This is a genomic window from Cupriavidus sp. FW305-26 (genome assembly GCF_058787975.1).
In genome coordinates this window covers 1-21,008 of sequence record NZ_JBYTAH010000029.1, presented here as the reverse complement: position 1 = coordinate 21,008, position 21,008 = coordinate 1, and the positions used below count along the sequence as shown (strand labels likewise).

Below are 21,008 nucleotides of genomic sequence, written 5' to 3'. Positions count from 1 at the left end.
TTACAAAAAATAACGGAGATTGCACGGACTGATTGTTTGCCGGCCTGAATTGACGGTCGCACAGCCCACGATGCAGCCGGTATTGGGCTGAGCATCGCCCGTATTGCCCGCATTTAAGGACAATGAAAATACGCACGCCCCCGGCCTTTAGCGCCTAGACTGCTTGTCTGCGCCCGGCGCAGCCCCCTCTGACACGACTACCGGAGCCCCTGATGAGCCAGCAGATTTTTGTCAATTTGCCCGTCCGCGACCTGCAAAAGTCGATTGCCTTCTTTACGCAGTTGGGTTTTTCCTTCAATCCGCAATTTACCGACGACACTGCCACCTGCATGATCGTCGGCGAAAACATTTTCGTGATGCTGCTGACCGAAGCCAAGTTCCGCAGCTTCTCGCCCAATGAAATCTGCGATGCACGGAAATCGACTGAGGTGCTGGTTTGCCTGTCGATGGAAACCCGCGCGCGCGTGGATGAAATGGTCAATGCCGCGGTCGCGGCGGGTGGCAATACCTACAAGCCGCCGATGGATTTGGGATTCATGTACGGGCATGGATTCCAGGATCCCGATGGCCATGTCTGGGAACTGGTGTACATGGATGTGGCGGCAATGCAGGCCGGGCAATGAAGGCGATTTAGCGAAACGCTATTCGCCAAGCGCGGGACCTTTCAGGCAAGCCACCAAAAAAACAGCCCGGGAAAGCAGGAAGCCCGGGCTTGAAATCCACCTGGATCACGGTGGAGGAGACATCTGGTTGTCAGCGTCCCGGGCGTGGCGCCCGGGACGCGGCAGTAGCTTTCGGCAGGATCAGATGGCCCAGCCCCCGGCATAGAACGCAGCCAGCACGACCGCGATGGCCACCGTGCCGACATTGAGCTTGCGCCATTCGCCAGCCACCACGCGGCCCACCACCAGGGTGCAGAAGCCCAGCATGATGCCGGTCACGATATTGCAGGTCAGCACGATGAACACGGCGCAGACCAGGCCAGCCATCGCGTCGACCAGGTCGTCCATGTGCAGGCGGCTCACGCTCGACAGCATCAGCAGGCCCACGTACATCAGCGCGGGCGCGGTGGCGTACGACGGCACCAGCCCGGCCAGCGGCGAGAAGAACATCACCGCAACGAACAGCAGGCCCACCACCACGGCGGTCAGGCCGGTCTTGGCGCCGGCCGCAACGCCGACGGTCGACTCGATGTAGGCTGCAGCCGGAGCGCCGCCGAACATCCCCGAGAAGATCGAGCTGACCGAATCCGCGGCCAGCGCGCGCCCGCCATTGTGGATATGGCCGGCAGCGTTGAGCTGGCCGGCTTGTCCGGCGACCGCGCGGATCGTGCCGGTGGCATCGAACACCGCGGTCATCACCAGGGCCAGCACGCTCGGCAGCACTGCTGCCGTCAGCGCGCCGCGCACGTCCATGGCGCCGATCAGCGATTCATGGCCGGGTGCGCTCAGCGACGGCAGCGCGAACACGCCGGTGAACTTCACCGCCGGGTCGAAGGCCAGGCCCAGCGCGGAGATCGCGATGATCACCAGCAGGATGCCGCCCGGCACCTTGCGGCGCTCCAGGCCGAAGATCGCGGCCAGGCCCAGCACCGACATCACCACCGGGAACGAGGTGATCTTGCCCAGTGACACCGGCAGGCCGGGGTGAGCGTTCTTGACCACCAGGCCGACTTCATTCGAGGCGATCAACAGCAGGAACAGGCCGATGCCGATGCCGGTGCCGTGCGCCACGCCGGCGGGCAGGTTGCGCAGGATCCAGGAGCGCACGCCGGTGACGGAGATCGCGGTGAAGATCACGCCCATCAGGAACACGGCGCCGAGCGCGACCGCCGGCGACAGGCCCTGCCCCAGCACCAGCCCGAAGGCCATGAATGCGGTCAGCGAGATGGCGCAGCCGATGGCGATCGGCAGCTTGGCCCACAGGCCCATCAGCAGGGAGCCGAAGGCGGTGGTCAGGCACACCGCGACAAAGACCGCGCTGGTGTCGAAGCCGGCCTTGCCCAGCATGCCGGGAACGACAAAGACGGCGTAGACCATCGCCATGAAGGTGGTCACCCCGGCGACCACTTCCTTGCGCTGGGTGCTGCCGCGCGCGGTGATCTCGAAAAACGCGTCGATCCGGCTCCGGACTTCGGGGACTTGGGGGCGTGCAGCATCGGCTTCCGTCGCGGACGACGGATAGGGCTGTTCGATCATGATGAGCTGTCTCCTTGCGGGCGCGGCAACGTCCGTCGTACGGACTGTCGTCAGGCGTGTCTCACGTGGTTCTGGTCTGGGCTGGAGGCGCAAACCTGGCCAACCCGCTGTTATCGGTGTGCCGCTTGTCGGTGCCTCTGCGGGCGCGATCCGGGCAAGGCTGAAGGCTAGGTGACCACGCGCCATGCATCATCACCGGCAGGCAATGCGCGGCATGTGCATCGAGGAATATCGAATGTGACGATTGGACACCTTGGATTGGCGGATTGGCATCAGGTGGCGCGTGCGGCAGGCGGTCATTATCACGCACCCAATATACGGCCTATAGGTACAGACCCGGATGATTCAGGCGCAACTTCTCTATACTAGGGATAACCCTGAACTGCCTCCCGATCCGGGCCGAACCACGGCTGGATGTGCCTCGTGAGGCGCACCAACTTCCATCCAACCGGAAAGGATATTCGCCATGCAAGTACTCGCCGACACCCTCTATCGCCAGCCCGCCCAAGCCAAGGCATCGAAGCCCGCCGCCCAGCCGGCACGCGATGTTGCCTACTACGCCCGCGTGGGCGGCGGCCAATCGCTGGCCGCGCGGGTGCGCGCCTACTTTGCCCAGGGCTGGACCCTGTACGTAGCCAACGCACGCGGGGCCGCGCCGATCCGCTGGCTGTAAGCGGGCGCGCTGCCTCAGTACATGCCGGTGCGGGCCATGAACGCGTCCAGGGTCCAGCCGCGCCCGAGCAGCAGCATGCGCGTATGCAGGCCCTCACGCACTGGCGCGTCGACGGCCTGGCCCAGCCAGGTCAGCGTCTTGTGGCGCAAGTCCACATAGCCCATCGGGTAATCGGCGGCCAGCGCCTGCCATAGGGCGTTGGCGCCGGCTGACTGGCGCGCCCCGCTCAGCAGGCACAGCCCGCCATCCAGCGCCCAGCGGTACAGCGCCCGAGCCAGGCCGCGGCGCTGGTAAGCGGGCGCAAACTTTGTGTGCGGCGCCCGTACCCATGGGTCGGCCCGGCGGCCGACCTCGATCAGCCGGTTGAAGACGGTATAACCGGCCAGCCGGCGCTGCATCACATCTTCCACATACACGTAGTACTCGCCGTCGGCCTCGCGATAGCGCAGGCGCAGGCCTGGCGCGCCCGCGGGCAGCGCCGGCATCGCATGCAGGCAGTCGCCGGGTTGGCCGATGCGGTCGTGCAGGGCACCCAGCTCGCGCTCGATATCGCCCGGCGCGAGCTCAACGTCGATGCGCAGTTCGAGCGCGCGCGGCAGGGCCGGCGCCGGCAGGCGCAGGGCATGGAAATGCACCATGGCAAGACTCCACTGGGGCTCAGGGATTGAGGATCAGGTAGAGGGCGGCAAGCGCCACCATGGCGCAGAAGGTATGGCGGTAGAGCGGGGACATGTCTGGCTTTCTCCTGGCTGCATGATCAAGCGGGTGCCGGATGGCATCCGCGACATGGGCCGTGCGGGAAAGCTCAGGACTGGAGGGTGGCGCCCCGAGCTGCCCGCACGGCCAGGAAAAGCACGGCGCGGCGGACCTGGGCGTACGCGTGGAAGCGGTCGGCCAGGTCGATGGCGGCGCCCGGGCGCTGCGCGGCGCGCACGCCTGCCGCCGGCAGGGCCGGGCGGTTCAGGGTGGCGAAGCGGACAGTGCGAAGCATGGGTGTCGGGGCGCGAAAGCATCGGGGGAACATTGCTTATGCCACACTTCGCGCGCAATGTCCAGGCAAGTTGCGGGCTTCCGCTTTTAACTCCGTGCTACTTCGTAATCATGGTGGCTGTGGCCGGCCTGCCGGCCACAGCTCCGCCATCTTTAATTGTGAACACTGTCTACATGTACTAGACTCAGAAAGCATCGTTCACCGGCCTTCTTGCAGGAGCCAAGATGACGACTTCCCCCACACCCGAAACCGACACCGGCCCCGTCAGGCTGCTGGTGGCCACCACCAAGGGCGCCTGGTTCCTGACCAGCGACGCCGCGCGCCGCAGCTGGCAGATCGAGGGCCCGACGTTCCTCGGCCATACCATCCACCATATCGTGCAGGACCCGCGCGACCCGTCGCGCATGCTGATGGCGGCGCGCACCGGCCACCTGGGCCCGACCGTGTTCCGCTCCACCGACGGCGGCCGCAACTGGACCGAAGCCGCGCGCCCGCCCGCCTTCGACAAGGCCCCGGAGGGCGAGACCGGCCGCGTCGTCGACCACGTGTTCTGGCTCACGCCCGGCCATGCCAGCGAGCCCGGCACCTGGTATGCCGGCACCTCGCCGCAGGGCCTGTTCCGCAGCGCCGACCACGGCGTGACCTGGGAGCCGGTATCAGGCTTCAACGACCACCCGAACTGGCGCACCTGGACCGGCGGCGAGCAGGACGGCACGCCCGACGGCCCCAAGATGCATTCCGTGCTGGTCGATCCGCGCGACGCGCGCCACCTGTATATCGGCATGTCCAGCGGCGGCGTGTTCGAGAGCACCGACGGCGGCGCGGACTGGAAGCCGCTGAACCGCGGCAGCCTCGCCACCTTCCTGCCCGATCCCAATCCCGAGTACGGCCAGGATCCGCACTGCATGCTGCAGCATCCCGCCGACCCGGACATCCTGTACCAGCAGAACCATTGCGGCATCTACCGCATGGACCGCCGCGAAGGCGTGTGGAAACGCATCGGCGAAGCCATGCCGGCGGAAGTGGGCGATATCGGCTTCCCCATCGTCGCCCACCGCCGCGATCCGCGCACGGTCTGGGTGTTCCCGATGGATGGCAGCGACGTCTGGCCGCGCGTCAGCCCGGGCGGCCGCCCGGCAGCGTATGTCACGCGCGATGCCGGCGAAACCTGGCAGCGCCAGGACCGCGGCCTGCCCGCCGAACAAGGCTGGTTCACGGTCAAGCGCCAGGCCATGGCCACCGACGGCCACGCGCCGGTGGGCGTGTACTTCGGCACCACCGGCGGCGAGATCTGGGCCAGTGCCGATGAAGGCGAGGGCTGGCAATGCATCGCCCGCAACCTGCCGCAGGTCTACGCGGTTACCGTGGCGCGCCCTGCCTGAATGCCATCAGCCGACCGGAGAACTTCCATGCAGGTCCGTATCGCGACGCCGCTCTTCTCCTATACCGGACAGCGCGAATACGTCGAGGCCCGTGGCGCCAGCATCGCCGAGCTGCTCGACGACCTTGACCGCCAGTTCCCCGGCATGCGCTTTCGCATCGTCGATGAGCAGGGCAAGCTGCGGCCGTATATCCGCGTCTTCGTCAACCGCACGCAGCTGATGCGGCTGGACGCGCCGTTGAAGGAAACCGACGAGGTGCATATCCTGCAGGCGCTGGCGGGCGGGTAAGCGCCCGGCTACAGCGCCTGCAGGTACGGCCACGGGTAGATGCCGCGGTCGTGCCCGTCGCTGAACACGATCTGCACACCATAGCCCATTTCGCCGAGGGCGACGATTTGCGTGTCGCCCGGCCCGGCCTCCGAGGGCTTGCCGCGGCAGGCGGCGCAACGGCAGGCTGCGCGCAAGCGGCCCGGGTCCAGCGACTGGCACTGGCCGTCTGGCCAGTAGACGCGCAGCGCGCCGTTGGCGCGGGAGAGCTCCAGGCGCGTGGGTACGACCATGCCGCCGCTCATGCATGAGCCTCCGGCGCGCCGATCTGCGCCAGCGCAATGCGCACGGCCTTGCGTACCTCCGGATCGGCATCGTCGGCGGCCGAGGCAAGGGCCGGCACGGCTGCTGCATCCCGCAGGCTCCCCAGCGACAGCGCGGCCTCCTTGCGCAGGTTGCTGATGGCGTGGGCCAGCTGCATCGTCAGCGGCACCAGCGCCGCGCGGTCGCGCAGCTTGCCGAGAGCCCTGGCGGCCTGCAGGCGGACCTGCCAGTAGCGGTCCTCCAGCGCGTCGATCAACGGGCCCACGGCTTCAGGGAATTTCAGTTTTCCCAGCGTCTGCGCGGCTTCTTCCCGCACCTGCCAGGCGCCGTCGCGCAGGGCCGCCAGCAACGCATCGCGCGCCGACGGGTCGGCAGCCAGGCCGAGCGCGCCGGCGGCGGCGCGCCTGACGTCGGTATCGGCATCGCTGGTCGCAGCTTGTGCCAGCGCGGGCAGGGCTTCGCTGCGCCTGAGCCAGCCCAGCACGGCCACGGCTTCGCGGCGCACCGGGGCGGCCGCGTCGGACAGGGCCGCCATGGCCGCATCGAAGCCGGCCGCATAGCGCAGCTCGCGCAGGCCGCGCCACGCGGCCGCCCGGACAAAGGGATCGCCGTGCGTGACCCACGGCAGCAAGGCGGCACCGGAGGCGGGCGCCTTCAGTTCCGACAATCCCTGTGCTGCCGCTTCGGCCACTTCGCGGCTGGGGTCGGCCAGTGCCGCGGCCAGCGCCGGGACGACCGCTTCCTGTTCCCAGCTGGCCAGCGTGCGCGCGGCTTCCGCGCGCACGGATTCGGCAGGGTCCGATTGCAGGCGCTGCAGCAGCAGCGGCACGCCGTCTTCATCCTCCAGGTCGGCAAGTTGCAGCACGGCCACGCGTCGCACCGCGGGGTCGGGGTCGGCCAGGCGCAGCGTCAGCGCGCCGATGGAGGGATCGAGATCAAACAGGGATTCGTCAGGCAGGGTGGAAGCTTGCGGCATGGATGGCAGTCAGGTCGATAGCGGTCAGGCGGCGGTCGCGAGCGCGCTGGCCTGGGTGTGGTCGTGCAGCAGGTCGCGGCAGCGGCGCTTGAGCCGGATGAAATCGTCATCGGTCATCAACTCGGCGCGGCGGGGCCGCTCGAAGGGGATAGCGATATCTTCAAGGATGCGTCCGGGCCGTGGCGACATCACCAGCACGCGGTCGGCCAGGAACAGCGCCTCGTCGATGTCATGGGTGACGAAGACCACGGTGGTGCGCATCCGCGCCCAGACCTCGAGCAGCAGGGCTTGCATATGGGCGCGGGTCTGCGCGTCGAGCGCACCGAAGGGCTCGTCCATCAGCAGCACGCGCGGCCGGTTGATCAGCACGCGCGCAATCTCCGCGCGCTGCTGCATGCCGCCGGAAAGCTGGGCGGGGTAGCGCTGCGCGAAGCCGCTCAGGCCGACCAGGTCCAGCAGGGCCTGCGCCTCGCGCTTGCGCTCGGCGGTGGGCACGCCCTGCATCTTCAGGCCGAAGGCGACGTTGTCGAGCACGCGCTTCCACGGGAACAGCGAGTGCTGCTGGAACACCAGCCCGCGCTCCGGCGCGGGGCCGCGCACCGGCGCCCCGTCGAGCAGGATCTCGCCCGCCGCCGCCGGCAGGTGTCCGGCGATGGCGCCCAGCAGCGTGGACTTGCCGCAGCCCGACGGCCCCAGGATGCAGACGAACTGCCCGGCGGGAATGTCGATGGATAGCTGGTGCACGGCGGTGAAGGCGGCATCGCCCTGGCCCAGCGCCACATCCAGGCCGCGCACCTGCAGGCGGCCCGCGCGGATCGGTTGGCTCGTCATGCGCGCACCTGCTGCAGGCGGGTCCACGGCATCAGCCACGCGCCGAGGCGCTTGATCAGCGCGCTGCTGCCCATGCCGAAGGCACCGATCAGGAGCATGCCGACGACGATGTCTGCATAGTTCTGCAGGTTGTAGGCCTCCCACGTGTAGTAGCCGATGCCGTACTGGCCGGCGATCATCTCGGCGGTGACCAGGCAGAACCAGGACGTGCCCATGCCGATCGCCAGCCCGGTGACGATACTCGGCAGCGCCGCGGGCAGCAGCACCTCGGGGAACACGGTCCAGCGGCGCGCGCCCAGGCTGCGCGCCGTGGCGACCAGGCGCGGGTCGGTGCGCTCCACGCCGTGGATGGTGTTGAGCAGGATCGGGAACAGCGCCCCGATGAAGGTGATGAAGATCATGCTCAGCTCCGAAGACGGGAACATCAGGATTGCCAGCGGAATCCACGCCACGCCGGGGATCGGGCGCAGCACCTCCAGCGGTGGCAGCAGCAGGTCTTCCAGCCAGCGCGAGCGGCCGATCGCCATGCCGAGCACGATGCCAGCCACGGCCGCCGCGCCAAAGCCGGCAAACACGCGGTACAGGCTGTTGCTCAGGTGCAGCACCAGCTTGGGTGACTGCAGCAGTTGCCAGGCCGCCGGAACCACGTCGCTGGGCGCGGGCACGTTGGCGAAGGTGACGAGGCCGAGGTGGGCCCGGTGGGACGAGGCCAGCTGCCACAGCACGATGCAGCTGGCCAGCGCGGCCAGGCGCACCAGCCAGCGTACCAGCCGCACGCGTGCCGCGCCCGGCGCGGCCGGTGCCACCGGGGGCGCCCCCGCTTCAAGGCTGATCGAGGTCATGGGCGCGCTCCGCGTCAGTTGCTGGCCACGGCGACCGCGGCGCCGCTGACTGCGGCAAAGTCCCGCACATTGCCACCATTGGCCTTTGCCCAGCCATCCGCTGAGCCCTTGAGCAGGAAGGCGCTCACCTGCCCCTTGCCGTCCTGCACGTACCACGCCTTGCTGGCCAGCAGCTTCAGGCCGGTATTGCGGTCATGCACATACAGCACGCGCGCCTGCTTGCCCTCTTTTGCAGCCTGCCTGAGCGCGGCGAATGCTGCAGCCGGCGAGGCATAGGCGCGCACCCTGGACTCGCCCCGCAGCCACAGCTGCGCGGCCAGCTTCGGTTCGGCGATGGGTTTGCCGCTGCCCGCGTCCTTCGCCGCGAGGGGCTGTTTGTCGTAGGACTTCAGGCGCGCTTCATAGTCCAGCCCCTCCAGCCTGAAGGCTTCGCGGATGTAGCGCTCGTCGATCACGGTGTCGGCGCTGAGGTCGGCATCGGTGCGCTTGAGCAGCTTCAGCGTCTCGATCGAGGTCTGCAGCGCCTGGCGGTACTCCGGCTTCCAGGTGTAGTCGCGGTTCTGCAGGCCGAGCGGGCCATGGAACAGGTAGTCCACCTCGGCGTCGATGCCGGTCACCCGGGCAATCAGCTCGCTGTATTTCTCGGGCTCCGCCGCCATCAGGCGGTCGGCCTCGATCGCGGCGCGCAGGTAGGCCACCACGATCTCCGGGTACTTCTGCGCGTATTCCGCGTTCACCAGCGCGCCGTGGAAGGTGGGGGCCTCGGCCTGGGCGCCGTCATAGATCTTGCGGGCAAAGCCGCGGAAGACAAGGAGCTCGGGGAAGGGCACGAAGTTGGCATGGCCGTCCACCTTGTGTGCCTGCAGCGCCGAGCCGCCGACCTCGGGCGACTGCGACACCAGGGTCACGTCCTTGTCCGGGTCCCAGCCCTGGCGCTTGATCGCGCGCAGCAGCATGCCGTGCGCGGTGGAGCCGAACGGCACCGAGATGGTCTTGCCCCTGAGTTCCGCCAGCGACTGGACCGGCGAATCCGCCGGCACCACGATGCCGTTGCCGGTGCCGATCGCGTTGCCCGACAGCGGCGCGATGAACAGGCTCTTCTTGCCGGCCTTCTGGAAGGCCGCGGCATTGAGCGAGCCGGGGAAGTCCGCCATGGCGCCGATATCCAGCTTGTCGGCCACCATCTCGTTGGTCAGCGGCGGGCCGGAGGTGAAGTTCTTCCATTGCACGTCGTAGGTGACGTCCTTGTACTTGCCGGTGCGCGGCAGGTACTTGTCGAGCAGCTTCAGTTCGCGGATCAGCAGGCCGCCGGTGGCGCAGTTGATGGTGGTGTCCTGCGTGCCGATGGCAACGCGGATGGTTTCGGCACTGGCCGTGCCGGCCAGGCTGGCGGCGGCCAGTGCCAGGAGCAGGTGGATGCTGGTGGAGGCTTTCATGGGGTTATCTCTGTGGTGCTGTTGTCATGAAGCGGGGCAATCAACGCAGCAGGTACGGGATCTCGACCCTGACCGCGCCCGTCGGGCAATCCTTCTCGCAGGGCATGCAGTACCAGCACTCGTCGAACTGCATGAATGCCTTGCCTTTGGTCAGGTCGATGGCCAGCAGGTCCATCGGGCAGACATCGACGCAGACCGTGCAGCCCTTGTCGGCAATGCACTTGTCTTCATCGATGGTGACCGGCGCGCTGCTGCGCTGGGCGATCTCATGCGGGGTGTAGGCCATGGCGTGGGTTCCTTCAGGCGGCAGCCAGGGTGGCGGGTTCGGCAGTGGCGGCCGTGGCGGCGGCCTGGCCGCGGCTGACGCGCAGCCGCTGGTAGGCGGTGGCGTCGTCGCCTGCCACCGGGACGATGTACGGCTCGATCGCGCGCTTGTGGCTGACCATGCGCCCGGCTTCATCCTTGCTCAGGTGCGTATGGCAGAACCAGTCCGCATCATTGCGCTGCGGATAGTCGACGCGATGGTGGTAGAGACCCCAGCGGCTCTCGGTGCGGAACAGGGAGGCGCGTGCCGCCATCTCGGCGCAGTCGCGGATTGCCATCACCTCGACCGCGCGCATCAGCTCGTGCGGATTGGCGGCGCGGATCTGGCCGATGTCCTCGGCGATGGCGTCAAAGCGCTGCAGGCCGATTTCCATCTTGCGCGTGACCTTGGGCGGCTGCAGGTAGTCGTTGACCATGCGGCGCAGCTTGTATTCCACCTGGGCGGGCGGCAGCCCACTCTCGCGCGCCAGCGGTGCGAACACGCGCGCGCGCTCCGCCTCGACCTGGGCCGCATCGGCTTCAGGCAGGCCGCGGCCGGCGACGTAGTCGGCCGCGTTGTGCCCGGCAAACCAGCCATAGGTGAAGGCGCCCAGCATGTAGTTGTGCGGCACGGCGGCCATGTCTCCGGCCGCGTACAGGCCCGGCACGGTAGTCTCGGCGCGCTCGTTCACATGCACGCCGGAAGCGCTGTGGCCGCTGCAGAAGCCGATCTCCGAGATATGCATCTCCACCATCTGCCTGCGGTAGTCGGTGCCGCGCCCGGCGTGGAACTGGCCGCGGCTGGGCCGTTCGTTGGTGTGCAGGATCGTCTCGATGGTCTGGATGGTTTCTTCCGCCAGGTGGTCAAGCTTCAGAAACACCGGGCCGTTGCCGCCCTGGAGCTCCTGGTAGAACTCCCACATCATCTGGCCGCTCCAGTAGTCGCATTCGATAAAGCGCTCGCCCTTGCCGTTGGCGGTATAGCCGCCCAGCGGGCCGGTCACGTAGGCGCAGGCCGGGCCGTTGTAGTCCTTGATCAGCGGATTGATCTGGAAGCACTCCAGGTTGGCCAGCGCGGCGCCGGCGTGATAGGCCATGGCATAGCCGTCGCCGGCATTGGTCGGGTTCTCGTAGGTGCCCATCAGGTAGCCGGAAGCGGGCAGGCCCAGGCGGCCGGCCGCGCCGCAGCACAGGATCACGGCGCGCGCGCGGATCACGTGGAAGTCCGCGCTGCGGCAGTCGAAGCCCATCACGCCGCCGGCGGCGCCGCTGGCGTCGGTCAGCACGCGCGTGGCGACGATGCGGTTGGTGATCTCTACCCGCGCGCGCTTGAGCTGGCGGTACAGCACCTTCTTGACGTTGTGTCCTTCCGGCATCGGCAGCACATAGGAGCCCATGTGATGGACCTTCTTCACTGCGTAGTCGCCGGTCTCGTCCTTCTCGAACCTGACGCCCCAGCGATCCAGCTGCTCGATGGTGGCAAAGCTGTGGCGCGCGTAGGCATAAACGGTGGACTGGTCGACGATGCCGTCGTTGGCCACGGTGATCTCGCGGGTGTACTGCTCGGGCGTGGCGTGGCCGGGGATCACGGCATTGTTCAGCCCGTCCATGCCCATCGAGATGGCGCCGCTGCGCTTGACGTGCGCCTTGTCGAGCAGCAGCACGCGCAGCGCGGGGTTGCGTTCCTTGGCCTTGATCGCGGCCATCGGGCCGGCGGTGCCGCCGCCGACGACAACGATGTCGTATTCGTGAGTCAGGGTATTCATGCGGAGGGCTTCCCCTTGCTGGCTGGTTTGCGGGGCCGTGCATGGCCGGCTGGGCTGGTGACGCTGGCGGCTGGCGCGGTCTTGTGCCGGTCTGCGCGCAGCCGGTACTGGAACGCGTCGCCGCGGAAGTAGAGGAACTCGTAATCGATAGGCGTGCCTTGCGCGTCATGGGTCAGGCGTTCGATGCGCAGCACCGGCGCGCCTTCCTCGATGCGCAGGGCCTGGGTCAGCTCGTCGTCGGCGAGGATGGCGTCGACACTCAGGTCGGCATGGCCGAGCTTCACGCCACAGTCGTTTTCCAGGATCAGGAAGATGTCGCGCGTGGCCAGGTCGGCAGTGAGCAGGCGGCGGCCGACGGCCTCGGACACCCAGGTCAGCTCCAGCGACACCGGCTCGCGGTTGAGCAGGCGCACGCGCCGGATCTCCACCACCGGATCGCCTTCGCGCAGCCGCAGTTGCGTGGCAACGTGACGGCTGGCAGGTACGCATTTGCAGTTGCGTATCTGGTTCAGGATCTCGTAGCCCATGCTCGACATGGCCTCGGCAAAGCCTTGCAGCGAAGTCACGTTCTGGAAGGCGCGGGGCTTGGAGACGAAGGTGCCCTTGCCATGGATCTTGAAGATCAGCCCCTCCTTCTGCAGGTCGCCCAGCGCCTGGCGCACGGTGATGCGGCTGGCGCGAAAGCGCTCGCCCAGCTCGCTTTCCGACGGCATCTGGTGGTGCGGCGGATAGGTGCCGTCCAGGATGCTGGCGCGCAAGGCGTCCTTGATTTGCGTATAGAGCGGCAGCGGGATCGGTGCCGGCATGGCTGCGGCGGCGGGGACGGGTACCACGTTGGTCCGGGTCGTCATGGGGATCGACATAGCGTGTTATGACAAGTTGGGAACCACTATATGGACGACGCTGCGCCGGAGGAACGAAGCAATCCGGATATGCAAGGATGAAATCCGAACACGCGCTGCGTGCGCCTCTCAACTCCCGTTGCCCCGCGCCGATATCCAGTCATGAACCCTGCCGTCCGCCATCCGCCGCGGCCGCAGGCTGATGACAACGACGGCGGTAAAAACCACACGCACGGCACGGGAGCGCAGCATGAGCAGTTCCATGAGGGACATCGACGAACGGACCAACCTGACCAACAACAACCAGTTCGAGCTGCTGCTGTTCCGGCTTGGCGAAGCCGAGCATTCCGGCCAGACGGAGCTGTTCGGGATCAATGTCTTCAAGGTGCGCGAGATCCTGGTGATGCCGCACGTGACGACCGTGGTGGGGGCCGACCCGTCGATCCTGGGCATGGCGGATATCCGCGGCCAGGTGATCCCGGTGATCGACCTGCCCCGGCTGGTGGGCTGCAAGCCGCGCAGCGGCCTGGGCATCCTGCTGGTGACGGAATATGCACGTTCGACGCAGGGCTTCGCGGTAGAGGCAGTGGAGGAAATTGTGCGCCTGGAGTGGAACCAGGTGCATTCGGCCGAGGCCAGCGTGCGGACCGGCCACGTCACCAGCATCGCCAAGCTGGACGGGGACACCGCCGGGGGCGCGGACCCGTCGCGGCTGGTGCAGGTGCTGGACGTCGAGCAGATCCTGCGCGATGTGCTGCCGACGCGGCAGCCGGACGTGGACCCGGGCACGGTCGGCCCGCAGTTGAGCCTGCGCCCCGGCGCCAAGGTCATTGCCGCCGACGATTCGGCACTGGCGCGCGGCCTGATCGAGCAGGGGCTGAAGGCGCTGGGCGCGCCGGTGGTGATGACCAAGTCCGGCAAGGAGGCGTGGGAGCTGCTCGACCGCATCGCCGCCGAGGCGGCCAGCCATGGCAGGTCAGTGCAGGACGAGGTGGCGCTGGTGCTGACCGACCTGGAGATGCCGGAGATGGACGGTTTCACCCTGACCCGCAAGATCAAGGCGGACAGCCGGCTGAAGTCGCTGCCGGTGGTGATTCACTCGTCACTGTCGGGAGAGGCCAGCGAGGAGCATGTGCGCAAGGTGGGCGCGGACGCTTATGTAGCGAAATTCGTGGCCAAGGAACTGGCCGACACCATCCGCGAGGTGCTGACGCGCTGAGCGCCCGGTGGCGGAAGAATCGCAACAGGCACAAAATTCGAACGCCCGCAACCATTCCCGTAGCCCGGAGGGTTGCCTATAAAACGGGCACTCCAGTGAATTCCAGCACCGGCGCGCCCTTTGCGGTTGTCAAGAGGGGGGATATCCACTGAAGCTGTGGATAGTTCCTGTGGACAAGTCGGGCCTCCCGGCCGTGACTGCCCGGGAGGCGGCGGGCGCCCCCCCCCCCCCCGCCCGCACTCCCTGGTGCTGGCGCTTCTCGCTCCCCTTACTTGGGCTGCTCCACCGTGCGCAGGTAGGGCTTCAGGGTCTTGAAGCCCTGCGGGTACTTCTTCTTGGCCTCCTCGTCCGAGACCGATGTCGGGATGATGACGTCCTCGCCCGGCTTCCAGTTCACCGGCGTGGCCACGGTGTGCTTGGCATTGAGCTGCAGCGAATCCAGCAGGCGCAGCACCTCGTCGAAATTGCGCCCGGCGCTCATCGGGTACACCAGCATGGCCTTGACCTTCTTGTCCGGGCCGATGATGAACACCGAGCGGATGGTGGCGTTGTCTACCGCCGTGCGCGGGCCGCTGCCACTGGCCTCGGGGTGGATCATGTCGTAGAGCTTGGCCACCTTCAGGTCTGCGTCGCCGATCATCGGATAGTTGATGGTGCAGTTCTGCGTTTCCTCGATGTCCTTGACCCAGCGCTGGTGGTCGCCGACCGGGTCGATGCTCAGGCCGATGATCTTGGTGTTGCGCTTGTCGAATTCGGGCTTGAGCCGGGCCATATAGCCCAGTTCGGTGGTGCACACCGGCGTGAAGTCCTTGGGATGCGAGAACAGGATGGCCCAGTTGTCGCCGATCCATTCATGGAAGCTGATCTTGCCTTCCGTGGTGTCGGCGGTGAAATCAGGGGCTTGCTCGCCCAGTCGAATCGCCATGGTTGCGCTCCTTGCAGTTGGCGTGGTTTGGAAACGCGCGTCGCCGCGCACTGTTGCCCGCTATCGCGCTGTCTCGTTGTTCGCCCGGCCGCCTAGCGGAAGACCAGCACCGGGATCGTGCTGTGGGTCAGGACCTTGTGGGTTTCGCTGCCGATCAGCAGCGCCTGCAGCCCGCGCTTGCCATGCGACGACATCACGATCAGGTCGCAGTCGCGCTGCTGCGCGCACTGGATGATGGCCTGCCAGGGATGGTCGTCGGTGGCCGTAACGGTCTCGCAGGCCACGCCGGCCTGCGCCGCGGTGTGGCTGAGCGCGGCCAGGAAGGTATCCGCGTGGCGCGCTGCTTCTGCGGCAAAGGTGTCCTTGGTGTCCTGCAGGCTGGTCAGCCGGTAGGTCAGTACGTGGTACTCGGGAATCACATGCAGCCCGGTCACGCGGGCGCCGATGCGGCTGGCAAAGGCCATGGCGCGGGCCGCCATCGCGTCGGCGCGTGCGGAGCCGTCGGTAGGCACAAGGAGGTGCTTGAACATGATGGGCCTCCGATTGCAGAAGATTGCCGCGTCCGCCCTGGCCCATACCCCGTACGCCCGGGCGAGCCAATCCAGTATAGGAATTGAGTGGCATAAGCGACAGTGCAGGCGTGGCGAATATCACGGCGCGAGCCGCAAGCCGGCGGGCATTAACATGCTGTTATCATCCAATTCACCATCATCATCCTGCACGAACCCGAGGGATTGACGCATGATCGCGCTGCGCGAAGCTTGGCTGGCCGGACTGTTCCGACGCGGCAACTGGCTGCCGAACATCGTGTCGGGCGTGATCGTCGGGGTGGTGGCGCTGCCGCTGGCCATGGCGTTTGCGATCGCGTCAGGCGCCAAGCCGGAGCAGGGCCTGTACACGGCCATCGTCGCCGGGCTGGCGGTGTCGCTGTTCGGCGGCAGCCGGCTGCAGATCGCGGGGCCCACCGGCGCGTTTATCGTGGTGCTGTCCGCCGTGACCGCGCGCCATGGCATCGACGGCTTGCAGATCGCCACCCTGATGGCGGGGCTGATCCTGCTGGCGATGGGGCTGACGCGGCTGGGCAGCGTGATCCGGTTCGTTCCCGCGCCGGTGATCGTCGGCTTCACGGCTGGCATCGGCGTGATCATCTTTGTCGGCCAGTGGCGCGATTTCTTCGGTCTGCCGCCGGTCGCCGGCGAGCATTTCCACGAAAAACTCTGGCACCTGCTGCAGGCGCTGCCGCAATGGCACCCGGCCACCACCGCGCTGGCGCTGGGCAGCCTGGCGCTGGTAGTGGGCGCGCCGCGCGTGCGCTGGCTGCGGCGCATCCCCGGGCCGCTGGTGGCGCTGCTGGTTGCCACCGCGGTGCAGGCGCTGTTCCGCTTTGACGGCGTCGCCACCATCGGCACCGCCTTTGGCGGCCTGCCGCGCGGGCTGCCCGTGCCCGCGCTGCCGGACATCACGCTGGCACGCGTGCTGGAGCTGGCCGGGCCGGCATTCACCATCGCCATGCTGGGCGCGATCGAGTCATTGCTGTCCTCGGTGGTGGCCGACGGCATGGCTGGCACGCGGCACGATTCCAACCAGGAGCTGGTCGGCCAGGGCATCGCCAATATCCTGGCGCCGCTGTTCGGCGGGTTTGCCGCCACCGGCGCCATCGCCCGCACCGCCACCAATATCCGCAATGGCGGCAACAGCCCGCTGGCCGGCGTGGTGCATGCGCTCACGCTGGTAATGGTGCTGCTGTTCCTGGCGCCGCTCGCGGCCAGCGTGCCGCTGGCGACGCTGGCCGCGATCCTGTTCGTGGTGGCCTACAACATGAGCGAGGGGCGCCAGTTCGCGCGCATGGCCCGCCGCGCGCCGCGCGCCGACGTGGCCATCCTGCTGATCACCTTCACCCTGACCGTGCTGACCGACCTGGTGGTGGCGGTCAATATCGGGGTGATCCTGGCCATGCTGCAGTTCCTGCGGCGCATGTCGGCGTCAGTGGAGGTGGCGCGCCAGGATGTCGTGGACGTAGAGCGCGAACTGGGCGATACCGGCGCCGGCCTGCCCGCGCGGATGCCGCCGGGCGTGCTGGTCTATGCCATCGACGGACCGTTCTTCTTCGGTGCCGTGGAAGCGTGCGAGCGCGCACTGGTGCAGACCCATACCGAGCCGCGCGTGCTGCTGATCCGCCTGGGCCGCGTGCCCTTCATGGACATGACCGGACTGCAGACGCTGGAGGCCGTGATCGTGACGCTGCAGAAGCGCGGCGTGCCGGTGGTGCTGGCCGAAGCCAACGAGCGGGTCAGGGAAAAGCTGGCGCGCGCAGGCGTGCTGGCGGCGCTGGGGGAGGGCAACTACGTGGATTCGCTGGCGCAGGTGGTGCAGCGCTGCGGCGAGCTGGCAGGCGAAGGTGCAGGCGAGGGCGACGCCCCGCGCTGAGTTACTTCTTCTGCCGCGTGCTGCCCGCAGGCTTGGCCGTGGTGGCGTATTCCACGCCATGCTGGGCCAGGTATTCGCGGATCAGCTGGCGCACGACCTGCGACGGTGTCAGGTCCTGTGAGGCGCACAGGGTTTCAAAGGCCTTCTTCTTGACCGGATCGATCAGGATGGTAAGGCGGGCGGTCTTGGATTCCATGAGGGGGGGTCCGGCTGTCCGGATAGGTCCGGCTTGACGGCAGCGGCGATCGGAAACGCATTATATACAGGGCCACCGCAGCGCCCGATTCCCGATCGGTGCCAGCACACCGGCGGTTTGCTCCCCTCTTCCGCTTGCGGGAGAGGGGAGCGTACACGAGGGGCGGCAGTATTCTCCGAGGCTATTTGCTCGTCGGCTCCCTGTTGTCTTCGACCGCTACACCGCCATCTCCAGATCCGCAATCACCGCCGCCAGAAACCGCGCCGCCTCCCCACCCGTCACCACGCGATGGTCAAAGGTCAGGCTCAGCGGCATCACCCGGTGCACCGCCGGCACGCCGCCGGCTGCTACCACTTCCTCGCGCACGCGCCCCGCACCCAGGATTGCCACGGTCGGCGGCACCACGATTGGCGCGGCATAGCGCCCCGCGATCATGCCGAAGTTGGACAGCGTGATGGTGTTGCCGCGCATCTCCTCCGGCGCGATGGTGCGCGCGCGGATGTCGGCGCGCATGCGGTCCAGGCCGTGGCGCAGGTCTGCGGCATCGCGGTTGCCGACGTCGCGCAGCACCGGCACGAACAGGCCTTCGGGCAGGTCGGCCGCGATGCCGACGTCGATCTTCTTCAGTACGTGGCGGCGGGCGGTCTGGCCTTCGTACCAGGCATTGAGGCCGGGTTCGGCGCGGCAGCCGGCCACCAGGGCGCGCACCAGCCGGATGGTGACATCGGCGCCGGGCTGCCAGGCGTGGATGTCGGCGTCGTCCATCACGGTGGCGGCGGCCACTTCGGCTTGTGCACGCGCCATGTTCTGCGCCATCGCCCGGCGCACGCCGCGCAGCTGTTCCGGCGCGCCCAGTTCGGCCAGCGTGCTGGCTACCCGTTCCACGTCGGCGGCGGTGACGACGCCCTCGGGGCCCGATGCCGTGGCCATTGCCAGGTCCACCCCGAGCCGGCGCGCCAGCGCGCGCACCGCCGGCGTGGCCTTGACGCGGGCGGCCATGGCCGCGGCGGGTGCCGCGGAGCCCGCGGGCGCGGCTTCATTGACCACGTGCGTGCCGACCTGGACCGAGCCCACCACGGTGCCGGCGTCGGCATCCTCGCCCGCACCCTCGACGCCGACCAGCGGCGCGCCCAGGTGGACGATATCGCCGGGCTGGGCAAACAGCTTGGCGATGGTGCCTGCATAGGGCGACGGGATTTCCACGATGGCCTTGGCCGTCTCCACCGACAGCAGCGGCTGGTCAGCGGCCACGGTGTCGCCGGTCTTGACGTGCCAGGTCACGATCTCGGCCTCCTGCAGGCCTTCGCCCAGGTCGGGCAGCTTGAAGACTCTCATCGGCACTCCTTGCCTATCGTCGGCAACTCTCGCATTACGCTGCCATCGCCTTGCGCGCCGCGTCGACGATGCGGGCGACGCCAGGCAGGTAGGTGTATTCCAGCCGCGCCAGCGGCACCACGGTGTCGAAGCCGGTCACGCGCTGCACCGGCGCGGCCAGTGAGTAGAGGCCCGCGTCGGCCAGCTGCGCCGCGATCTCGGCGCCGAAGCCGGCGGTGCGCGGGGCCTCGTGCACGATCACGCAGCGGCCCGTGCGCGTCACCGATTCCAGGATGGTCTGCATGTCCAGCGGCTTGAGCGTGGCCACGTCGATGACCGTGGCCGTCACGCCTTCGCCTGCCAGTGCGTCCGCGGCGGCGAGCGTCTCCTGCACCATCGCGCCCCAGCTCACCAGCGTGATGTCGCTGCCTTCGCGCAGCGTGAAGCAGGTGTCCAGCGGCAGCGCGGCGCCGTCGTCGGCCACTTCCTGGCGGAACAGGCGGTACAGCCGCGTGGGTTCGAGGAAGATGACCGGGTCCGGATCGGCGATGGCCGCCAGCAGCAGCCCGTACGCGCGCGCGGGCGATGAAGGCACCACCACGCGGATGCCGGGCATATGCGCGAACATCGCCTCCGGGCTTTCGGAATGATGCTCGGGTGCATGGATGCCGGCACCGCACGGCGAGCGCACCACCATCGGACATGACAAGCGCCCGCGCGTGCGATGCCGCATGCGTGCGGCGTGGTTGATGATGTGGTCGACCGCGGGGTAGATAAAGCCGGTGAACTGGATCTCGGCCACCGGCTTGAGCCCCATTGCCGCCATGCCGATCGCCGCGCCGACGATGCCGCCTTCGGCCAGCGGCGTATCCATGACGCGCGCCGCGCCAAAGCGCGCCTGCAGGCCTGCGGTGGCGCGGAACACGCCGCCATTGACGCCGATATCCTCGCCCAGCAGCAGCACATCGGGATCGTGCTCGAGCGCATGGGCCAGCGCCAGGTTGACTGCTTCGACCAGATTGATTTCCGCCATGGTTCGCTCGCTGTGGTCGCCAGGTGAAGGCGCAGGGTTTGCTGGTTATACGTGCGGCGCCAGGAAGCGCCGGGCAATCTCCAGCTGCGCCTGCAATTCGGCCGGCATGGTTGCGTACAGGCAGTCGAACATCGCGGCCGGGTCCGGCTGCGGCACGGCCAGGTAAGTCTCCACGGCCTGCGCCACCTGCTGTGAGCAGGCCTTGACCAGCGCTTCCTCGCGCGCCGCGTCCCACGCGTGCAGCGCCAGCAGGTGCGTGCGCAGCCGCAGCAGCGGCTCTTCCTGCCAGTGCGCCTTGACGCTGGCCTCGTCGCGGTAGCGCGAGGCGTCGTCGGCGGTGGTGTGGTCGCCCAGGCGATAGGTGATGGCCTCGATCAGCGCCGGGCCGCCGCCGTCGCGCGCGCGCGCGATGGCCTCGCCGACGCGGTGCCGCACCGCGACCACGTCGTTGCCGTCGACCTGCTCACCGGGGATGCCGGCGGCAATGGCCTTCTGCGCCAGCGTCTGCGCCGCGGTCTGGCCGCTGCGCGGCATCGAGATTGCCCACTGGTTGTTGTTGATCACGATCACCAGCGGCGCGTGCCACGCGCCGGCCATGTTCATGCCCTCATAGAAATCGCCCTTGGAGGTGCCGCCGTCGCCCAGCAGGCAGACCGCCACGCGCGGCTCGCCGCGCAGCTGGAACGCATAGGCGGCGCCGGCCGCGTGGCAGACCTGGGTGCCGATCGGCACGCAGTTGGCAAAGTCATGCGGCGCCGCCGCAAAGCCGCTGCCGCGTTCGTCGCCGCCCCAGTAGAGCAGGCTCTCGGCCATCGTGACGCCCCGCACAAACTGCGCCGCGTGGTCGCGGTACGAGGGCACCAGCACGTCTTCGGGCCGCATCGCAAAGGCCACGCCCACGCCGATGGCTTCCTGGCCGAGGGCCGAGGCAAAGGTGCCGATCTTGCCGGTGCGCTGCAGCGCAATCGCTTTCAGGTCGAACTGGCGCGTCAGCACCATCGCCTGGTACAGCGGCAGCAGCGCGTCGGGGTTGCTGGCAAGGGGTGGGGGAGGAGAAGTGGGG

At 68.0% G+C, this 21,008-nt stretch carries 23 protein-coding genes; 6 read left to right on the top strand and 17 right to left on the bottom strand.

Annotated features, from left to right (window positions below; genetic code table 11):
• Positions 1-212: 212 nt before the first annotated feature.
• Positions 213-623 carry a VOC family protein gene (locus tag AC3WQZ_RS17145; RefSeq protein ID WP_010810881.1) on the top strand — a complete coding sequence of 137 codons (411 nt, stop codon included), beginning with the start codon at positions 213-215 and terminating at the stop codon, positions 621-623.
• Positions 624-803: 180 nt separating this feature from the next.
• Here AC3WQZ_RS17145 and AC3WQZ_RS17140 read toward each other — a convergent pair whose 3' ends face one another.
• Positions 804-2,198 carry an NCS2 family permease gene (locus AC3WQZ_RS17140; protein ID WP_492300918.1) on the bottom strand — a complete coding sequence of 465 codons (1,395 nt, stop codon included), beginning with the start codon at positions 2,196-2,198 and terminating at the stop codon, positions 804-806.
• A gap of 466 nt (positions 2,199-2,664) precedes the next feature.
• Between AC3WQZ_RS17140 and AC3WQZ_RS17135 the strand changes: the two genes are divergently transcribed.
• Entirely contained in the window at positions 2,665-2,871 is a 207-nt protein-coding gene (locus AC3WQZ_RS17135) for a hypothetical protein (protein ID WP_492300916.1), read from the top strand.
• A gap of 14 nt (positions 2,872-2,885) precedes the next feature.
• On the opposite strand, the gene AC3WQZ_RS17130 is transcribed toward AC3WQZ_RS17135, so the two are convergent.
• Positions 2,886-3,509 carry an N-acetyltransferase gene (locus AC3WQZ_RS17130; RefSeq protein WP_492293627.1) on the bottom strand — a complete coding sequence of 208 codons (624 nt, stop codon included), beginning with the start codon at positions 3,507-3,509 and terminating at the stop codon, positions 2,886-2,888.
• Between the two features lie 167 nt (positions 3,510-3,676).
• The gene (locus tag AC3WQZ_RS17125; protein WP_010810885.1) at positions 3,677-3,862 is read right to left on the bottom strand and encodes a hypothetical protein; all 186 of its coding nucleotides are present in this window, start codon (positions 3,860-3,862) and stop codon (positions 3,677-3,679) included.
• 224 nt (positions 3,863-4,086) lie between these two features.
• Between AC3WQZ_RS17125 and AC3WQZ_RS17120 the strand changes: the two genes are divergently transcribed.
• Positions 4,087-5,244 (top strand): beta propeller repeat protein, encoded by a 1,158-nt coding sequence (locus AC3WQZ_RS17120; RefSeq protein ID WP_010810886.1) that lies wholly within the window; start codon positions 4,087-4,089, stop codon positions 5,242-5,244.
• A 27-nt stretch (positions 5,245-5,271) separates the two neighbouring features.
• Positions 5,272-5,532, top strand: a complete 261-nt coding sequence (locus AC3WQZ_RS17115; protein WP_010810887.1) for a MoaD/ThiS family protein — start codon at positions 5,272-5,274, stop codon at positions 5,530-5,532.
• A gap of 8 nt (positions 5,533-5,540) precedes the next feature.
• Here the strand turns inward: AC3WQZ_RS17115 and AC3WQZ_RS17110 are convergent, their stop codons facing one another.
• Genes AC3WQZ_RS17110 through AC3WQZ_RS17075 form a run of 8 tightly spaced genes read right to left on the bottom strand, consistent with a single transcriptional unit; the run spans position 5,541 to position 12,840 of the window.
• Entirely contained in the window at positions 5,541-5,804 is a 264-nt protein-coding gene (locus AC3WQZ_RS17110; protein WP_035823310.1) for a gamma-butyrobetaine hydroxylase-like domain-containing protein, read from the bottom strand.
• 8 nt (positions 5,805-5,812) lie between these two features.
• Complete coding sequence (locus AC3WQZ_RS17105) at positions 5,813-6,811, bottom strand: HEAT repeat domain-containing protein (protein ID WP_010810889.1); 999 nt, start codon at positions 6,809-6,811, stop codon at positions 5,813-5,815.
• A gap of 24 nt (positions 6,812-6,835) precedes the next feature.
• Complete coding sequence (locus AC3WQZ_RS17100; RefSeq protein WP_492300914.1) at positions 6,836-7,642, bottom strand: ABC transporter ATP-binding protein; 807 nt, start codon at positions 7,640-7,642, stop codon at positions 6,836-6,838.
• Entirely contained in the window at positions 7,639-8,484 is an 846-nt protein-coding gene (locus AC3WQZ_RS17095; protein ID WP_492300913.1) for an ABC transporter permease, read from the bottom strand. The genes AC3WQZ_RS17100 and AC3WQZ_RS17095 overlap by 4 nt, the downstream gene beginning before the upstream one ends.
• Positions 8,485-8,498: 14 nt before the next feature.
• On the bottom strand, positions 8,499-9,920 hold the full coding sequence (locus AC3WQZ_RS17090; protein ID WP_492300912.1) for an ABC transporter substrate-binding protein: 1,422 nt from the start codon (positions 9,918-9,920) through the stop codon (positions 8,499-8,501).
• 40 nt (positions 9,921-9,960) lie between these two features.
• The gene (locus tag AC3WQZ_RS17085; RefSeq protein ID WP_010810893.1) at positions 9,961-10,206 is read right to left on the bottom strand and encodes a 4Fe-4S dicluster domain-containing protein; all 246 of its coding nucleotides are present in this window, start codon (positions 10,204-10,206) and stop codon (positions 9,961-9,963) included.
• A 13-nt stretch (positions 10,207-10,219) separates the two neighbouring features.
• On the bottom strand, positions 10,220-11,989 hold the full coding sequence (locus AC3WQZ_RS17080) for a fumarate reductase/succinate dehydrogenase flavoprotein subunit (protein WP_010810894.1): 1,770 nt from the start codon (positions 11,987-11,989) through the stop codon (positions 10,220-10,222).
• The gene (locus AC3WQZ_RS17075) at positions 11,986-12,840 is read right to left on the bottom strand and encodes a GntR family transcriptional regulator (protein ID WP_371258364.1); all 855 of its coding nucleotides are present in this window, start codon (positions 12,838-12,840) and stop codon (positions 11,986-11,988) included. Before AC3WQZ_RS17075 ends, AC3WQZ_RS17080 begins: the two co-directional genes overlap by 4 nt.
• Before the next feature lie 241 nt (positions 12,841-13,081).
• On the opposite strand from AC3WQZ_RS17075, the gene AC3WQZ_RS17070 reads away from it, so the two are divergent.
• Positions 13,082-14,050, top strand: coding sequence for a chemotaxis protein (locus AC3WQZ_RS17070; RefSeq protein ID WP_011617734.1), 969 nt, complete (start codon positions 13,082-13,084; stop codon positions 14,048-14,050).
• Between the two features lie 268 nt (positions 14,051-14,318).
• Here the strand turns inward: AC3WQZ_RS17070 and AC3WQZ_RS17065 are convergent, their stop codons facing one another.
• Together AC3WQZ_RS17065 and AC3WQZ_RS17060 are read right to left on the bottom strand one after the other, a co-directional pair.
• Positions 14,319-14,975, bottom strand: a complete 657-nt coding sequence (locus tag AC3WQZ_RS17065; protein WP_010810897.1) for a peroxiredoxin — start codon at positions 14,973-14,975, stop codon at positions 14,319-14,321.
• Between the two features lie 92 nt (positions 14,976-15,067).
• Positions 15,068-15,505 carry a universal stress protein gene (locus AC3WQZ_RS17060; protein ID WP_011617733.1) on the bottom strand — a complete coding sequence of 146 codons (438 nt, stop codon included), beginning with the start codon at positions 15,503-15,505 and terminating at the stop codon, positions 15,068-15,070.
• 211 nt (positions 15,506-15,716) lie between these two features.
• Between AC3WQZ_RS17060 and AC3WQZ_RS17055 the strand changes: the two genes are divergently transcribed.
• Complete coding sequence (locus tag AC3WQZ_RS17055; RefSeq protein WP_492300911.1) at positions 15,717-17,402, top strand: SulP family inorganic anion transporter; 1,686 nt, start codon at positions 15,717-15,719, stop codon at positions 17,400-17,402.
• A 1-nt stretch (position 17,403) separates the two neighbouring features.
• On the opposite strand, the gene AC3WQZ_RS17050 is transcribed toward AC3WQZ_RS17055, so the two are convergent.
• From AC3WQZ_RS17050 to pdhA, 4 genes are all read right to left on the bottom strand, one after another.
• The gene (locus AC3WQZ_RS17050; protein ID WP_058697310.1) at positions 17,404-17,598 is read right to left on the bottom strand and encodes a ribbon-helix-helix domain-containing protein; all 195 of its coding nucleotides are present in this window, start codon (positions 17,596-17,598) and stop codon (positions 17,404-17,406) included.
• A 216-nt stretch (positions 17,599-17,814) separates the two neighbouring features.
• Positions 17,815-18,933 (bottom strand): dihydrolipoamide acetyltransferase family protein, encoded by a 1,119-nt coding sequence (locus AC3WQZ_RS17045; RefSeq protein WP_010810901.1) that lies wholly within the window; start codon positions 18,931-18,933, stop codon positions 17,815-17,817.
• Positions 18,934-18,967: 34 nt separating this feature from the next.
• A complete protein-coding gene (locus tag AC3WQZ_RS17040) occupies positions 18,968-19,945 on the bottom strand; it encodes an alpha-ketoacid dehydrogenase subunit beta (protein WP_010810902.1) in 978 nt (325 codons plus the stop codon).
• A 45-nt stretch (positions 19,946-19,990) separates the two neighbouring features.
• Positions 19,991-21,008 (bottom strand): pyruvate dehydrogenase (acetyl-transferring) E1 component subunit alpha (gene pdhA, locus AC3WQZ_RS17035; RefSeq protein WP_492300910.1); only part of this gene is annotated, 1,018 nt, incomplete at its 5' end.

Bases quoted from the DNA above. Each gene is read 5' to 3' on its own strand.
- AC3WQZ_RS17105 (WP_010810889.1), bottom strand. From the start codon at position 6,811: ATGCCGCAAGCTTCCACCCTGCCTGACGAATCCCTGTTTGATCTCGAT.
- AC3WQZ_RS17090 (WP_492300912.1), bottom strand. From the start codon at position 9,920: ATGAAAGCCTCCACCAGCATCCACCTGCTCCTGGCACTGGCCGCCGCC.
- AC3WQZ_RS17135 (WP_492300916.1), top strand. From the start codon at position 2,665: ATGCAAGTACTCGCCGACACCCTCTATCGCCAGCCCGCCCAAGCCAAG.
- AC3WQZ_RS17070 (WP_011617734.1), top strand. From the start codon at position 13,082: ATGAGCAGTTCCATGAGGGACATCGACGAACGGACCAACCTGACCAAC.
- AC3WQZ_RS17145 (WP_010810881.1), top strand. From the start codon at position 213: ATGAGCCAGCAGATTTTTGTCAATTTGCCCGTCCGCGACCTGCAAAAG.
- AC3WQZ_RS17075 (WP_371258364.1), bottom strand. From the start codon at position 12,840: ATGACGACCCGGACCAACGTGGTACCCGTCCCCGCCGCCGCAGCCATG.
- AC3WQZ_RS17100 (WP_492300914.1), bottom strand. From the start codon at position 7,642: ATGACGAGCCAACCGATCCGCGCGGGCCGCCTGCAGGTGCGCGGCCTG.
- AC3WQZ_RS17140 (WP_492300918.1), bottom strand. From the start codon at position 2,198: ATGATCGAACAGCCCTATCCGTCGTCCGCGACGGAAGCCGATGCTGCA.
- AC3WQZ_RS17115 (WP_010810887.1), top strand. From the start codon at position 5,272: ATGCAGGTCCGTATCGCGACGCCGCTCTTCTCCTATACCGGACAGCGC.
- AC3WQZ_RS17080 (WP_010810894.1), bottom strand. From the start codon at position 11,989: ATGAATACCCTGACTCACGAATACGACATCGTTGTCGTCGGCGGCGGC.
- AC3WQZ_RS17110 (WP_035823310.1), bottom strand. From the start codon at position 5,804: ATGGTCGTACCCACGCGCCTGGAGCTCTCCCGCGCCAACGGCGCGCTG.
- AC3WQZ_RS17045 (WP_010810901.1), bottom strand. From the start codon at position 18,933: ATGAGAGTCTTCAAGCTGCCCGACCTGGGCGAAGGCCTGCAGGAGGCC.
- AC3WQZ_RS17060 (WP_011617733.1), bottom strand. From the start codon at position 15,505: ATGTTCAAGCACCTCCTTGTGCCTACCGACGGCTCCGCACGCGCCGAC.
- AC3WQZ_RS17040 (WP_010810902.1), bottom strand. From the start codon at position 19,945: ATGGCGGAAATCAATCTGGTCGAAGCAGTCAACCTGGCGCTGGCCCAT.
- AC3WQZ_RS17125 (WP_010810885.1), bottom strand. From the start codon at position 3,862: ATGCTTCGCACTGTCCGCTTCGCCACCCTGAACCGCCCGGCCCTGCCG.
- AC3WQZ_RS17095 (WP_492300913.1), bottom strand. From the start codon at position 8,484: ATGACCTCGATCAGCCTTGAAGCGGGGGCGCCCCCGGTGGCACCGGCC.
- AC3WQZ_RS17130 (WP_492293627.1), bottom strand. From the start codon at position 3,509: ATGGTGCATTTCCATGCCCTGCGCCTGCCGGCGCCGGCCCTGCCGCGC.
- AC3WQZ_RS17085 (WP_010810893.1), bottom strand. From the start codon at position 10,206: ATGGCCTACACCCCGCATGAGATCGCCCAGCGCAGCAGCGCGCCGGTC.
- AC3WQZ_RS17050 (WP_058697310.1), bottom strand. From the start codon at position 17,598: ATGGAATCCAAGACCGCCCGCCTTACCATCCTGATCGATCCGGTCAAG.
- AC3WQZ_RS17055 (WP_492300911.1), top strand. From the start codon at position 15,717: ATGATCGCGCTGCGCGAAGCTTGGCTGGCCGGACTGTTCCGACGCGGC.
- AC3WQZ_RS17120 (WP_010810886.1), top strand. From the start codon at position 4,087: ATGACGACTTCCCCCACACCCGAAACCGACACCGGCCCCGTCAGGCTG.
- AC3WQZ_RS17065 (WP_010810897.1), bottom strand. From the start codon at position 14,975: ATGGCGATTCGACTGGGCGAGCAAGCCCCTGATTTCACCGCCGACACC.